Origin of the sequence: Actinoplanes awajinensis subsp. mycoplanecinus, from assembly GCF_001509495.1 — a bacterium.
In the GTDB taxonomy this organism is placed as follows: Bacteria; Actinomycetota; Actinomycetes; order Mycobacteriales; family Micromonosporaceae; genus Actinoplanes; species Actinoplanes palleronii.
Genome location: NZ_LLZH01000329.1, coordinates 13,337 through 26,090 on the forward strand (window position 1 = coordinate 13,337; position 12,754 = coordinate 26,090).

Sequence of the window (12,754 nt, forward strand, 5' to 3'; positions counted from 1 at the left end):
GTGGTCAACGCCGCCACCTTCCCGCCCTGGTCCGGGCCTCGATCTCGATCTTGAACGTCGATGAAACCGGGGTACCGCCGTTACGTCAATGTGTTGACATAAGCCGGTCGGGTAAGAATCACGGTATGTATGTGATCAGAGAGCGGTTCTTCGCGTTCGGTGACGACTTCGACGTGCTGGACGAGCACGGCACGAAGCTGTACCACGTGGACGGCAAGGTGCTGAGCGTCCGCGACAAGGTGGTCATCGAGGACACCGCCGGTGACGAGGTCGCGAGCGTGCACCGGCAGCTGGTGGCGCTGCGCCAGACGTACGAGATCCGGATCGCCGGGGAGAAGGCGGCCGAGGTCCGCAAGAACCTGTTCACCCCGTTCCGCGACAAGTTCACCATCGACGTGCCCGGCCCGGACGACCTGGAGATGAAGGGCAACCTGCTCGACCACGAGTACGTGATCGAGCAGGGCGGCGACGAGGTCGCCGCGGTCTCCAAGCGCTGGCTGACCATCCGCGACACGTACGCGGTCCGGGTGGCCGAGGGCGTCAACCCGCTGCTGATCATCGGCAGCGTGCTCGCCCTCGACCTGGCCCTGGAGCGCGCCGAGGACAAGAAGGGCAAGGACGACTAGCCGCTGACCAGCTTCTCCAGCGCGGGCACCACGGACTCCGGTGCGGGCATGGCGGCGATCTCGGCCGCCACCTCCCGGGTCGCGGCGTGCAGCGCGGGGTCGGTGAGCAGCCGGTTCAGGTCGGCCGCGGTGATCGCCTTGGCCGGCACGGCAAGACCCGCGCCACGGCGCGCCAACAGGTCCGCGTTGTGCTTGCGGTCCCCGGCACCCGGCGTCGTCATCTGGGGTACGCCCGCAGCCAGGCCCCCGAGCACGCTGCCCGCCCCGGCATGGTGGACGAAACCGGCGGCGTGCGTCAGCGCCCGGTCGAGCGGGATCCGGCCGACGACCCGCACGTTCGGCGGCAACGTCCCGCGTTTCCTGCCCCGGACCAGCACGAACTCGGCGTCCACCGCGTCGGCGGCGGTGATCACGGCGGCGCTCGGGTCGCCGGTGTCCGGCCCGTTCAGGGTGCTGTGGCTGACCAGCACCCGGGGCCGGTCGCCGGGGGCGCCCAGCCAGTCCGGCAGCTCGCCGCCGCCGGAGCAGGGGACCGCCCGCATCATCACCACGTGCTCGGCGCCGATCGGCTCGCGCAGGCTCGGCGGGCACACCGCGATGGTCAGCTCGGGCGCCGGGATGTCCGTGCCGGCCAGCACCGAGCTGGTCGTCACCGACCGGAACAGCTCGGTGGCCGGCCACAGCGTGTTCTCCTGCAGCACCGACGGGATCGACAGCCGCCCGGCCACGATCGCACCTGCCTCGCTGAGCGGCTCGTACACGATCAGATCCGGACGTTCCCGCTCGGCCAGCGCCAGCAGCGGTGCGACGAGGGCCAGGTTGGCCCGGCCGAAGATCTCGCCGACGAAGCTGGTGCCGGCGCCGCCGCGCATCTCGGCGCGGGCCAGGCGCGGGTGCCGCAGCACCGCCCGCAGCGCGCTGCGCTCCAGGCTGAACCGGGCACCGATGTCAGCGGTGCGCAGCCCGAGCACGTCGGGCGGGAACCCGCCACTGGCCAGGATCACCTCGTGCCCGGCGTCCCGGCAGGCGGCGGCGAGGGGGATCAGCGGCATGAGATGGCCCTGCAGCGGGGCCGCCACGAACATGATGCGCATGCACCGCGTTCTATCACGGCGCGGCTGTGTCGCGGCTGAGCCGTGTCGTCAGGGCAGCTTGCCGGGGCGGGCCAGGTGGTAGCCCTGGCCGTACTCGATGCCGATCCCGGTGAGCCGGTCGAGCTCACCGGCGGTCTCGATGCCCTCGGCGATCAGGCTCGCGCCGATCTGGCCGGCGAAGTCGTTCAGGCTGCGGGCCAGGGCCGCCTTGACCACGTCGGTGTCCACGTCGCGGACCAGGCTGATGTCGAGTTTGATCAGGTCGGGGCGCAGCTGCAGGATGTGCTGCAGGCTGGCGTACCCGGCGCCGGCGTCGTCGACGCTCAGCCGGATGCCGGCCCGGCGCAGCGAGTCGAGCGCGCCGGTGAGCGAGGGGTAGTCGCCGACCTGGGTGTGCTCGGTGACCTCGATGGTCAGGCGCGGGCTCGCGTGGGCGAGCAGCGTGTCAAGTACCTCGGCTTCCAGCAGGGCCTCGGCGGACAGGTTGACCGCGAGCCCGAGGTGGCCGGGCAGGTCGGGCAGCCGTTCCAGGGCCTGCCGGACGGCGAGGAGCTCCAGCGGCACGCCGAGCCCGCAGAGCGAGGCCGCGGCAAACGCCCGGTCCGGCCCGGCGAACGCGCCCGGATCGAAGCGGGCCAGCGCCTCGTAACCGACGGTGGCCCGGTCCCGCAGCCGGACGATCGGCTGGAACACCATCCGGACGTCCCGGGCCTCCAGGACCGCCTGCACGGCGCGGCGCGCGGTCGCGACGCTGTGCCGCTGCAGGGCGAGGGGTCCGCCCATGTGGTCGGCGAGCAGGTCGGCGATCAGGGTCAGGTACTGCACCGACCGCTGGTCGAGCGACGGGTCGGGATGCTGGCTGGCGCAGCACAGCAGGCCGGTCGTGAGGCCGTCCGGCGAGCGCCACGGCACACCGGCGTACGAGCCGATCCGCAGCTCACGGGTCACCTCGAGGTCACGGGTGACCGGGTGGCGGCGGGCGTCGTGCACGATGTCCGGCAGGGTCCCGGCCAGGATCCGGGTGCAGAACGAGCCGATCAGGTCCCGGTCACCCAGCTCGAGGTTCATCGCCCGGGTCGCGCCGGTGGCCGCCCAGACGGTCAGCGCGTCCGAGCCCACCGTCGAGATCCAGGCCACCTCTACACCCAGCTGGTCGCGCACCTTGTCGAGCAGCCGCTCGATCTCGGCCAGGCCGGCCTCGTCCGGCCGCGCCGGCGGCGTCCCGGTCGCGAGTTCCGCTGAGACTGTTCGCACGTTCGTTCTCCTTGCCCGGCACGTCACCGCCACCACTGGAGAACTTCGGCGCAACCGTCCCGCCCTTGAGCAAAACGCCGGGATGGTCGCTCCCGGTCAGTGCACGTGGTGCGGGAGATCCTCGCTGAGCCGGGCGACCACCTGGTCGGAGATGGTGGCCAGGGCGGCGAGCTGCTCGGCGGAGAGCACGTCGCCGAAATACCGCCGGACGGCCGCCTCGTGGCAGTCGCGGGCCGCCGCGATCTGCTCCCGGCCCCGGTCGGTCAGGTGGATCACCGCGCCCGGGGCCTTCTCGATCAGGCCGCGCTGCTCCATCCGGCGCAGCTGATGTGACAAGCGTGACTTCTCCCAGGCCAGCCCGCACCGCAGGGCGACCGAGCGCACACTCGTCTCGGCGGACTGCTCGAGGAAGAACAGGATGTCGTAATCGGCCTCCGACAGCCCGGTGGACCGGCCCAGCTCCCGGTTGATCTGGGAGTTCAGGAGCACCCGCATGCGCTGATACGCCTGCCAGGTGGTGAAGACGTCGGGGGTCACGCGTCGAATCCTACGTCGGCCGGTTTGCAGATCAGACGATGGTTGATGTATCAACGAGTTGACACATCAACCCATGGCTGGCCTGGAGGCCGCGATGAAGCATCGGCTGCGATTCGGCGCACTCGTCACCTCGGTGGCCGAGGCGCGCCGGGCCGAGGAACTGGGCTACGACCTGGTCGCGGTCTCGTCGGACGAACTGGACCCGTGGACGCTGCTGAGCTGGATCGCCGGGCACACCGAGCGGGTCGGGCTCGCCGTCACCGGTCTCGCCGCCGCCGACCGCGAGCCGACCGTTCTCGGTCGCGCGGCCGCCAGCCTCGACCTGCTCTCCGGCGGCTGGCTCAGTCTGGCGCTGACCGGCGAGCACCTCGGCGAGGTGACCGATATCGTCCGGGGCGTGCTGGACGCCGACCAGGCCGGTCCGCTGCGCTACCCGGGCGAGCACCACCGGGTCCCGAAGGCGCAGCGCGGTCCGCTGCCCGCTCACCGTATCCCGATCTGGCTGACCGGGACCGATCCCGCGTCGCTGGCACTGGCCGGTCGCACCGCTGACGGGTGGATTGCCGACCTCGAGCAGGTCAGCGCGGATGAGCTGGCCACGGCGTACAAAATCATCGAAACGGCCGCGAGTGAAGCGGACCGGGACGCTGACGAGATCCGCCGGATTCTGATCGTCGATCCGGACCGCTCCGCGGCCGAACTCTCCGCGCTGGGCGCGGACACCTTCCTGTTCCGCGCCGCCGTGCTCCCGGATCTGACCGCGTGGGAGACGCTGCGGGACTCCTCCGGGCCGTCCGTTTTTCGACCGGCTTCGGTACGGTCCAAGCGCCGCGAAGGTATCGCCTACGACGAGCTCCCGGCGAGTCTCGCCGCGACCGCGGTCGAACCCGGTGACCTGGACTACGCGCGGGTCCGCTCGACCTACATGCGCGGCGGCGCGCCCGGCCTGGTGCTGCGGCCCACCACCACTGCGGAAGTCGTCGAGGCCCTGGCGGTCGCCCGCGCGCACCCGGAGCTGCCGTTCGGCCTGCGCAGCGCCGGGCACGGGGTGAGCGGCCGGTCCACGAACGACGGCGGCATCGTGGTCAGCCTGGCCGCGCTGAACACCATCGAGATCCTCGACGAGGCGCGGCGCCTGATCAGAGTCGGTCCCGGCGCCCGCTGGATGGACGTCGCCCACGCCCTGCGCCCGTACGGCTGGGCGCTCAGCTCGGGCGACTACGGCGGTGTCGGCGTCGGCGGGCTGGCCACCGCGGGCGGGGTCGGCTGGCTGGCCCGCAAACACGGTCTCACCATCGACCACCTGCACGCCGTCGAGATGGTCCTGGCCGACGGCAGCGTGGTGCGTGCCTCGGCGACCGAGAACGCCGACCTGTTCTGGGCGGTCCGCGGCGCCGGCGCCAACTTCGGCGCGGTCACCTCGTTCGAGTTCGAGGCGTACGAGGTCGGCGACGTCGGTTTCGCCCAGCTCGTGGTGGCCGCCGACGACCCGGCCGACCTGCTGGTGAAGTGGGGCCGGTCGATCGAGGCCGCGCCCCGTGACCTCAGCGGCCAGCTGATCATGGGGCCGCCGCGGGCCGGTCAGCCGGCGTACGCGCAGCTCATGGCGGTCGTCGACAGCGACGATCCGGAGACCATCATCGAGCAGGTGCAGCCGATCGCCGCGATCGCGCCGCTGTACCAGCAGGAGGTGGTGCTCACGCCGTACGCGGGGGTGATCTCCAACGCCGCCGACGGTGGCTATCACCAGGCTGTCGGTGAGCCGACCTCGCGCTCCGGCCTGATCGAGCACCTGACGCCGGCCTTCGCCCGCGCCGTGGTGAAGCTGCTCGCCAGTGGTGCGGTGCACTGGTTCCAGATCCGCACGGTGGGTGGCGCGGTCGCCGACGTGCCCGCCGATGAGACCGCTTATGCCCACCGTTCCGCGAACTTCTCGGTGATCGTGATGGGCTCGTCGAAGCAGCGGGTCGACGCCGGGTGGGCCGATCTTGCCGAGCACTTCGACGGCCTCTACCTGAGCTTCGAAACCGATCAGAGCCCGGAACGTGTCGCGGACGCGTTCCCGCCGGCCACCCTGGCCCGGCTGCGCGAGCTGAAACTCCGCTACGACCCGGACAACCTCTTCCGCGACAACTTCAACATCAAGGTGGCGGCGCTATGACCGACTACGGCCAGGACCTGCTCTTCGGTACGTTCATCACGCCCACCGCCCAGCCGGTGCACCAGGCGGTCGAGCTGGCCGTCGTCGCCGACCGGGCCGGCCTGGACCTGGCGACGTTCCAGGACCACCCGTACCTGCCGAAGTTCCACGACACGTGGACCCTCATCTCGTACGCCGCGGCGCGCACCACCCGGATCCGCCTCAGCGGCAACGTGCTGAGTCTCCCGCTGCGCCAGCCCGCCGTGCTGGCCCGCAGCCACGCGAGCCTGGACCAGCTGACCGGCGGCCGGATCGAGCTGGGCCTGGGCGCGGGCGCGTTCTGGGACGGCATCGAGGCGATGGGCGCGCGCCGGCTGACCCCGGGCCAGGCGGTCACCGCGCTGGGCGAGGCCATCGAGATCATCCGCGCGGTCTGGTCCTCCGAGCCGGGCCCGGTGCGGGTGAACGGTGAGTTCTACCAGGCCGACGGCGTGAAGCGCGGTCCGGCGCCGGCCCACGACATGAGCATCTGGGTGGGCGCCTACAAGCCGCGGATGCTGCGCCTGATCGGCCGCGCGGCGGACGGGGTGCTGCCGTCGCTGTCATACCTGGGAGGCGGCCCGGCGGACTACGCGGTGATCAACCAGCACATCGACGACAGCGCGGTCGCGGCCGGCCGGGACCCGGCCCGGATCCGTCGCATGCTCAACATCAACGGAACGTTCAGCGGCTTCGGCAAGTCCTTCCTGAACGGCCCGGCCGAGCAGTGGGCGGAGGATCTGGCGGGGGTCGCTCTGGAACACGGCGTGAGCAGTTTCATCCTGGCCAGCGACGACCCGGCGGCGATCGAGGAGTTCGCGGGGGAGGTCGCCCCGGCGGTGCGAGAGCTGGTGGCAGCCGAGCGAGCCCACTGACCCACCGCGATCCGCCACACCCCGGCGCCGCGGCCCTGCCCGCGCGGCCCGGCCGAATCTGGCCCGGCCGAAGCCCTGCCGCGGCCCGGGATCGACCCCGGAACGATAGTTGATCATGATCGCACGGTGTGCCGGTTCAGATACGACACCGGTGTCATGGCGCGAACGAGCGTGGTTCGGGATAACCTAGCGGTATATGGCTACCTTCCGCAGCGCCTCAGTCCTTCTCTCCTCCGACGGCACCCGGACTCCCGGCACCGCCGCGCTCTTCGCCGAGCCGGCCCGCAAGGGTGGTGTCCCGCCGTGGGCGGGGGATTTCCGGCCCGCCAACAGCGCCGGTAACGGCCCCAAGAGCCCGATCGGGAAGACCTTCACGCTGGAGCTGCCCGACGGCAGCACCGGCAAGGTCGTCGTCCAGGGCCTGAAGAGTGGGAAGGGCGGCGTCGTGCTGGCGCTGATGGGCGAGGACGCGCCCCCCTTCTGACCGATTCTGATCGCTCACCGGTTGGCGACTGCCGGTGAGCGTTCTTGACGATGAGCGTGCGCTGCGCCTTCCGTCCCGGCTCTGGCCTGGGCAGCAGGCCGCGCACGGTTCGCATCGGGTCGGCCGTCCAGCGAGGCGAGCACACCCCGAGCACGACAAGCCACACCCCTGGAATACGCCGCCGTGCACCGATCCGGCTGGTTGCCAGGGGTGTCTCGGGTGCTTCGACACACCCCTGACAACCAGCCGGGAACCCGGTTCCGCGCAGCGCTCCAGGGTGGTCACTGGCCTCGCGTGACCCGACGTTCCGGCCGAGCGCGGATTGCGTGACCCGCCGCCCCACGGCGGAGTGCGCACGCTGCCACCGGACGACCGCGGGACCACCCACTCCACGCTGCATCAGTGCGCTACCGCCGCGCACTCGAGGGCGGGACCCGTGCCGGTGTGCTCCCCGGCGTACCGGAAAGGTGATCGGAAGCGGATGCCTGCCTGGGGGTGACAGCGGTCCGGGGGTGGGTTTGGCCCGCTGGCCGGGTCAGATGATGTGGCGGAGGGGGTGGCGGGGGACGCCCGCGGCGGTCAGGGTGTCGGCCAGGGCCATCGACGAGTGGTCGAGGAAGACCGCCACCTGGTGGTCGTCGCCGATCTGGCACGCCGCGACCAGGGTGCCGAGGTTGATCGGGTCGAGTTCGCGGACCTCGGCCAGGTCGAGGACCAGGCGTAACGGGCGGGTCTGGCGGATGGCCTGTACCAGCGTGCGGCGCAGGGCGACCGCGTCCCCGGCGTCCAGGATGCCCCGCGGGTGGATGACGAGAGTGCCGTCGGCGCTCGTGTTGACGTCGACCGTGCTGGCCGTCATCGATTTACCTTCCGTTGCCCGGACCTTCTCTGAACGGTTGAGATTAGGGACCGTTCGGGAGCAGGTCGAGGGTCGCCGGGAAAAGTTCACCAGGTCACGAATCGGTCACCGGCCGCGGCGCGGTCCGGTGCGGCGAGGCGCGTTCCGGCTGGTTCGCAGGGGTGTCTCGCGGGTGCGGAGGCACCCCCGAGAGCCAGCCGAGGGCCGCGAGCCGCGGCACGGTCGGGGGTGGCGGGTGCCTGGCGCGCCCGGCCGGCCCGCGGGCCGACCGGGCCAGAACGGGGTCAGGGGAGGGACTGGGCCAGGTAGACCAGGGCCAGGGTGACGGCGAGCGTGCCGAGCAGTAAGCGGAGCGCGGTCTCCGGGAGATGGGGCTGCAGACGGGCGCCCAGATAGCCGCCGACCAGGCCGCCGGCGCCGCAGAGCACGCCGAGCACCCAGTGCGGGGCGATGTCGCCGCTCGTGGTCAGGGCCAGCACGCCATACGTGGCGGCGCCCGCGATCGAGGTGACGAACGTCGAGGCCAGCGCGGCCGGGGCGATCTCGGCCATCGGCGTGCCGCGCCCGGCCAGGATCGGTCCGAGAATGGACCCGCCGCCGATGCCGTAGACGCCGCCGACCGTCCCGGTGGCGAGACTCAGCCCGAGGACCGTGCGCCGGGACAGCGGCGGCCGATCGGCAACGGCCGGCCGCAGGGCGCGCAGGCACAGCCAGACGCCGAGCGGGAACAGGATCGCGGCGGCGACGAGCCGGAACACCCGGGGGCCGGGGATGGCGAAGACCCGGATCACCGCGCCGAGTGCGACGCCGGGCACGGTACCGGTGATCAGCAGCCGGGCCAGCGGTCCGGTGAGCTGGCCGTTGCGGCGGTAGCGGAGCAGCGCGCCGGGCCCGGCGACCACGTTGAACAGCAGGTTCGTCGGGGTGACCGCCGGGTTCGGCACATGCAGGACGCTGAGCTGGACCGGCAGCAGGAACACCGCACCGGACACGCCGACCGGTGCGGTGACGATCGAGATCACCAGGCCGGCCAGGAACCCGGTCAGGCCGGTCTGCCAGCTCATGGCGGACAGACTAGTAGCGCGCTCTGCCGAGCCCGGTGGTGCGGTGGGCGGCGCGGGCGGCGGCGAGCGCACCGACCAGGCCCGCGAGGATGATCAGCGGACGGCCGGGACCGACGCTGACCTGGGCCATCAGGGCCTGCCCCGAGTGCAGGCCGACGAAGTTCACGACACCGGTGCCGGCCAACGCAATCGCGCAGAGCACGGCCATCGCGGACAGCAGCACGGACACCGCGCCCCGCAGGCGTAACGCCCCGTATCCCAGCACGGCGGCGCCCGGGGCGACGGTGATCCAGCCGTCGCCGCCGTCGGTCCCGGACACCGCGACGCCCGGCGCTGCCGCCGGCGGCTGGTGGTAGGCGGGCATCGCGGTCGGCTGCCGGTAGCCCGCCGGCCCAACGCCTGCTGCCAGGGACTCTGCTCCCCGTGCGGATGGGACGACATCGGCAACTTTCACACCCCAAGGCCTGACGTATCCGTCGGGGGAAAGATCGGTCGCTGTCGCCCTCAGCTGAGCCTGGAACCGACTCATCCCCGGTACGGCGGAGCCACGCCCCAGCCCCAGTGCGGCACGGGTGCCTGGGGCGCCGGCTCGGCACCCGGCTGGGAGTTGGCCTGGGCGAGCCGGGTGCCCCACTCCAGGTAGCCCATGAACGCGGCCCGGAACTCCGGGTCGCCGGGCAGCCCCACCTCGTCGGCCGCGTCGGCGAGCAGGCTCACCCAGCGACGGCGCTGCGGCTCGGTGATCGCCCGGTTCAGGTGCTTGCCGAGCATGTGGGCGTACCCGCCGCGGCCGTGGGTGTAGTCGGCCGGGCCGCCGAAGACCTCGGCCAGCCACATCGCGACGTACCGGGGGTGTCCCGGATCCATGTGCGCGAACATCGGCCCGATCAGCTCGTCGGCCGTGACCGTGTCGTAGAACCGCTCGGTGAGCCGCTCGAACGCGGCCGTACCGCCGGCCCACTCGTAGAGGGTCGGCACCGCGCCGCCGGTGCCGCTCACCGCGGTCGGCCGGTAGTGCCGCATCTCCTCGATGGACTCGATGTAGGGCCGGATCTCGGCCAGGAACACCGGGAACAGCTCGCCGCCGCGGAAGCCGCGCAGGTGGTCGTCGGCCGAGGTCCAGGTGATCCGCAGAACGTACGCGGCGGGGTCGTCGACGCAGCGGCTGAGCTCGTAGTCTCCACACTGCGGCGCCTTGGCCAGCTGCTCGGCGGCTCGGGCGTAGGCCTTCTCGAACTCCCCGTCACGCCCCTCGGGGATGCGGTAGCGGATGTACTCCACGATCACGACGATCCTCCGTAGCCCAGTAACTGTGTAATCAAGTAAGCACTGTAGACGACCGTACGGTATCGCGGTGTTGACGGTACTTCGGATAGCGCAGTACTGTGCCGTGCGTGGATACCACACAGCTCCTCAAAGGAGTGCTGGATCTCGCGGTCCTCGCCGCGCTCCGGGACGGGGACGGCTACGGCTATGACATCCTGCGCCGGCTCCGTGCCGCCGGCCTGCAGGACGTCGGCGACGCCTCCGTCTACGGCACGCTGCGCCGGCTGTTCGCCAACGGCTTCCTGAACACCTACGTGGTTCCCAGTGACGAGGGGCCGCACCGCAAGTACTACGCGCTGAACGCCGCCGGACGGGCCGAACTGGACCGGACCGGCAAGACCTGGCGCGACTTCGCTTCGACGATGGACGACCTGCTTCAGGACCGGGGGACCGTGTGAACGACGTGGTAGCGGACGAGATCACCGGGTACGTCGCCCAGGTGCGGCTGGCGCTCGGCGGCCTGCCGGAGAAGACCCGTGAGGAGCTGCTCGAGGACCTCCCCGAGCACCTGGCCGAGGTCCGCGCCGAGGGCACCGGCACGCTCGTCGAGCGGCTGGGCGAGCCGGCGGCGTATGCGGCCGAGCTGCTCGCCGCGGCCGAGGTCCCCGACGTCAAGGCCGAGAAACCGGACCGCTACGCCGAGCTGAAGGCGGTTCGCGACCAGGTCGTCCGGGGTTTGCGAGAAGCAGACGTACGGGTGGGTCCGGTCCTGGGCTACGCCAAGGCCAGTGAGTTCCTGGCCCTGCTGCGCCCGGCCTGGTGGGTGCTGCGCGGTTACCTGGCCGCCATGGTGCTGGTCTACCTGTTCGACAGCATCGACGCGCGGATCGGCCTGCTGCCCCGGATCGGCGGGAGTGTGCTGCTCGGCCTGGTCCTGCTCGGCGCGTGCGTCGTCGGCTCGATCTGGCTGGGCCGCCGTGGCACGCCGACCGGGTACTGGCCCCGGTACGCGTACTGGTCCGGGACGGCCCTGCTGGTCCTGATCGCGATGATCGGGTTCGTGACCGTCGACGGCCGGTCCCAGGAGACCCCGTCCTACCTGGACGCCACCTACAGCGGCAACTCCGGCTACGAGAACGTCCGGGACGTGTTCGTCTACGACGGTCAGGGCCACCCGGTGGAGAACGCCCAGCTCTACGACCAGAACGGCCAGCCGATCCAGCTCGGCAGCCAGTGGTGCGACGACCCGGACACCGGGGAGTCCGTGCAGAGCTGGCAGCGCGGCTACCCGCGCTGTCCGAAACTGAACCCGTTCGTGGCGCCGAGCCCGACCCCGATGGAGAACGACGAGTGGCCGACCCCCGACCCGCCGGCGCCGTCATCGGTGCCGCCGTCCCTGACGCCTTCGGTGACGCCTTCGGTGACGCCTTCGGCGAAGCCGATCCCGTCCTCCAGCAAATAGCTCAGGAGATCTCCAGCAGGCCCATCCCGGCGGCCGCGTCGACGTCCAGCCCCGCGGCGTCGCCGAGGTCGCCGGAGCGGATCACCGCGCCGGGCGCGGTGCCGCCCTTGTGCCGGCCGTAGATCGCGATGTCCCCGGCGCCGTCACCGACCTCGACCAGGACCGGCACCTCCCGATCGGTCCGGATGTGCCACTGGCTCACGCCGCCGGCCATCCGGATCGGCAGGGTCCGGGTCAGCCGGCCCAGCGTGATGTCGATGGTCTCGGCGCCACCGTCCAGGTCGATCCGGCTGATCGTGGCGCCGGCCAGGTCGAACGTGGCGGTCTTGACCCCGCCGGCCATCCGCAGGCCCCAGACGATCCGGTCACTGAGCTGCACCTCGACCGGGCTGCCGCCACCGGCCGGGGTCACCCGCAGCACCCCGTCGGTGAACGTCGGCTCACCGCCGCGGACCCGGAAGTCCACGTCGTCCAGGGTGGCGCTGCGGACCACGAAGTCGGTGATGCCGGAGACCAGCTCGAACCGGGCGGTGCGGATCCGGGCCGGTGGCGTGGTGGTGGTGATGGCCGAGGTCGGCAGCGGCGGGCGCGGCGCGACGGTGGTCGCGGCCGGGGACGGCGCCGTGGTGGTCGGTGCGGGGCCGACGACCGCCGGGGACTCGGACGGGAGCGCCGGCACGGGGGTGATCGCGCGCTGCCGGATGTCCGCGTCGGTCAGCGGCCGGGCCAGCACCACCGTGCCGCCGATCACGAGCAGGGCCAGCACCCCGGTGAGGATGACCGGACGATGGGGGCGACGGGATGACGGCACTTCCGTCGTACCGGAAAAATCTGGCGAAGCCGGCAGGAATGCCCGCCAACCCGCGGCCCTGGCGGCGGCCTCGACCCGGTGCGGTGCGTCCGGCCAATAATCCGCGATGTTGGGAAGCATCGTCCCCGGCGGGGTGCGGACCGGCTGCGGCCGTGGTGCCGGATCGTCCAGGTAACGGGCGATCCGCAGGGCTGGGGGAGACTCGCGGTCGTCCTCACGGTCCATGGGTGCTCACCTCGCCGA

Annotated in this window: 14 protein-coding genes; 6 read left to right on the top strand and 8 right to left on the bottom strand. The window is 71.8% G+C overall.

Features of this window, described 5'->3' with window-relative positions:
• Positions 1–125: 125 nt before the first annotated feature.
• Positions 126–626 (top strand): LURP-one-related/scramblase family protein, encoded by a 501-nt coding sequence (locus ADL15_RS45255; protein ID WP_067705910.1) that lies wholly within the window; start codon positions 126–128, stop codon positions 624–626.
• Here the strand turns inward: ADL15_RS45255 and ADL15_RS45260 are convergent.
• The 3 genes from ADL15_RS45260 to ADL15_RS45270 form a co-directional block, all read right to left on the bottom strand.
• The gene (locus tag ADL15_RS45260) at positions 623–1,720 is read right to left on the bottom strand and encodes a glycosyltransferase (protein ID WP_067705911.1); all 1,098 of its coding nucleotides are present in this window, start codon (positions 1,718–1,720) and stop codon (positions 623–625) included. The two genes, ADL15_RS45255 and ADL15_RS45260, sit on opposite strands and share 4 nt — an antisense overlap.
• 48 nt (positions 1,721–1,768) lie before the next feature.
• On the bottom strand, positions 1,769–2,974 hold the full coding sequence (locus tag ADL15_RS56175; protein ID WP_232344948.1) for a sensor domain-containing phosphodiesterase: 1,206 nt from the start codon (positions 2,972–2,974) through the stop codon (positions 1,769–1,771).
• Between the two features lie 96 nt (positions 2,975–3,070).
• Positions 3,071–3,511, bottom strand: a complete 441-nt coding sequence (locus tag ADL15_RS45270) for a MarR family winged helix-turn-helix transcriptional regulator (RefSeq protein ID WP_083972534.1) — start codon at positions 3,509–3,511, stop codon at positions 3,071–3,073.
• 73 nt (positions 3,512–3,584) lie between these two features.
• Between ADL15_RS45270 and ADL15_RS45275 the strand changes: the two genes are divergently transcribed.
• From ADL15_RS45275 to ADL15_RS45285, 3 genes are all read left to right on the top strand, one after another.
• A complete protein-coding gene (locus ADL15_RS45275) occupies positions 3,585–5,672 on the top strand; it encodes an LLM class flavin-dependent oxidoreductase (protein ID WP_232344949.1) in 2,088 nt (695 codons plus the stop codon).
• Positions 5,669–6,565: an LLM class flavin-dependent oxidoreductase gene (locus ADL15_RS45280; protein ID WP_067705913.1), complete on the top strand. Its 897-nt coding sequence runs from the start codon at positions 5,669–5,671 to the stop codon at positions 6,563–6,565. The genes ADL15_RS45275 and ADL15_RS45280 overlap by 4 nt, the downstream gene beginning before the upstream one ends.
• Positions 6,566–6,761: 196 nt before the next feature.
• Positions 6,762–7,049 (top strand): hypothetical protein, encoded by a 288-nt coding sequence (locus ADL15_RS45285; protein ID WP_067705915.1) that lies wholly within the window; start codon positions 6,762–6,764, stop codon positions 7,047–7,049.
• 535 nt (positions 7,050–7,584) lie between these two features.
• Here the strand turns inward: ADL15_RS45285 and ADL15_RS45290 are convergent.
• The 4 genes from ADL15_RS45290 to ADL15_RS45305 all read right to left on the bottom strand — a co-directional run bounded on the left by ADL15_RS45290 (position 7,585) and on the right by ADL15_RS45305 (position 10,259).
• Complete coding sequence (locus ADL15_RS45290; RefSeq protein WP_067705917.1) at positions 7,585–7,908, bottom strand: STAS domain-containing protein; 324 nt, start codon at positions 7,906–7,908, stop codon at positions 7,585–7,587.
• Positions 7,909–8,192: 284 nt separating this feature from the next.
• Positions 8,193–8,972, bottom strand: a complete 780-nt coding sequence (locus ADL15_RS45295; protein WP_067705919.1) for a sulfite exporter TauE/SafE family protein — start codon at positions 8,970–8,972, stop codon at positions 8,193–8,195.
• Positions 8,973–8,982: 10 nt separating this feature from the next.
• Positions 8,983–9,336 carry a hypothetical protein gene (locus tag ADL15_RS45300; RefSeq protein ID WP_067705921.1) on the bottom strand — a complete coding sequence of 118 codons (354 nt, stop codon included), beginning with the start codon at positions 9,334–9,336 and terminating at the stop codon, positions 8,983–8,985.
• 161 nt (positions 9,337–9,497) lie between these two features.
• On the bottom strand, positions 9,498–10,259 hold the full coding sequence (locus ADL15_RS45305; RefSeq protein WP_067705923.1) for a globin domain-containing protein: 762 nt from the start codon (positions 10,257–10,259) through the stop codon (positions 9,498–9,500).
• A gap of 107 nt (positions 10,260–10,366) precedes the next feature.
• Between ADL15_RS45305 and ADL15_RS45310 the strand changes: the two genes are divergently transcribed.
• Both ADL15_RS45310 and ADL15_RS45315 read left to right on the top strand, forming a co-directional pair.
• Positions 10,367–10,696: a PadR family transcriptional regulator gene (locus ADL15_RS45310; protein WP_067705925.1), complete on the top strand. Its 330-nt coding sequence runs from the start codon at positions 10,367–10,369 to the stop codon at positions 10,694–10,696.
• The gene (locus tag ADL15_RS45315; RefSeq protein ID WP_083972535.1) at positions 10,693–11,700 is read left to right on the top strand and encodes an HAAS signaling domain-containing protein; all 1,008 of its coding nucleotides are present in this window, start codon (positions 10,693–10,695) and stop codon (positions 11,698–11,700) included. The genes ADL15_RS45310 and ADL15_RS45315 overlap by 4 nt, the downstream gene beginning before the upstream one ends.
• 1 nt (position 11,701) lies before the next feature.
• Here ADL15_RS45315 and ADL15_RS45320 read toward each other — a convergent pair whose 3' ends face one another.
• The gene (locus ADL15_RS45320) at positions 11,702–12,736 is read right to left on the bottom strand and encodes a hypothetical protein (protein ID WP_157441994.1); all 1,035 of its coding nucleotides are present in this window, start codon (positions 12,734–12,736) and stop codon (positions 11,702–11,704) included.
• Between the last annotated feature and the right edge of the window lie 18 nt (positions 12,737–12,754).